At 51.6% G+C, this 461-nt stretch carries 1 protein-coding gene and 1 pseudogene; both read left to right on the top strand.

The features are described 5' to 3' along the window. Positions 1-309, top strand: a 309-nt coding sequence (ubiT, locus tag ACU8YC_RS27140) for a ubiquinone anaerobic biosynthesis accessory factor UbiT (RefSeq protein WP_446896278.1), incomplete at its 5' end; no start/stop codon positions are given. Continuing rightward, positions 303-461: pseudogene (locus ACU8YC_RS27135) on the top strand (GNAT family N-acetyltransferase); the annotation flags it as partial. The gene ubiT and the pseudogene ACU8YC_RS27135, both read left to right, overlap by 7 nt.

Raw genomic sequence — 461 nt, 5'->3', positions numbered from 1 at the left:
GTTCAAAACGATAAACTGATCGTCAGCCAGAATGCAGATGCGGATGCCAGTTTTAGCGCGGATGCCAGCGATCTTCTGATGATCGCGGCACGTAAGCAGGATCCGGATCCGCTGTTCTTCCATCGTCGCCTGGTGATTGAAGGTGATACAGACTTAGGGCTGTATGTAAAAAATCTGATGGACGCCATCGAACTGGAGCAGATGCCTAAGGCGCTGCGCATCATGCTGATGCAGTTGGCGGATTTTGTTGAGGCGGTAATGCAAACAACGCCAGAAACCAAACAGACTTCGGTACGTCAGCCATGCTGATTCGAGTTGAAATTCCCCTTGATGCCCCTGGTATTGATGCGTTGCTGCGCCGTTCGTTTTAGCGCGATGCGGAAGCGAAACTAGTACACGACCTGCGTGAATACGGGTTCTTAACGCAGCGTTTGGTTGCTACCGATGACGTAGTTCCGGTC

The sequence above is a fragment of the Citrobacter sp. VF227 genome, assembly GCF_052950715.1.
Note: the sequence above shows the minus strand (reverse complement) of the source record. Positions and strands in the feature narration are given on the sequence as shown.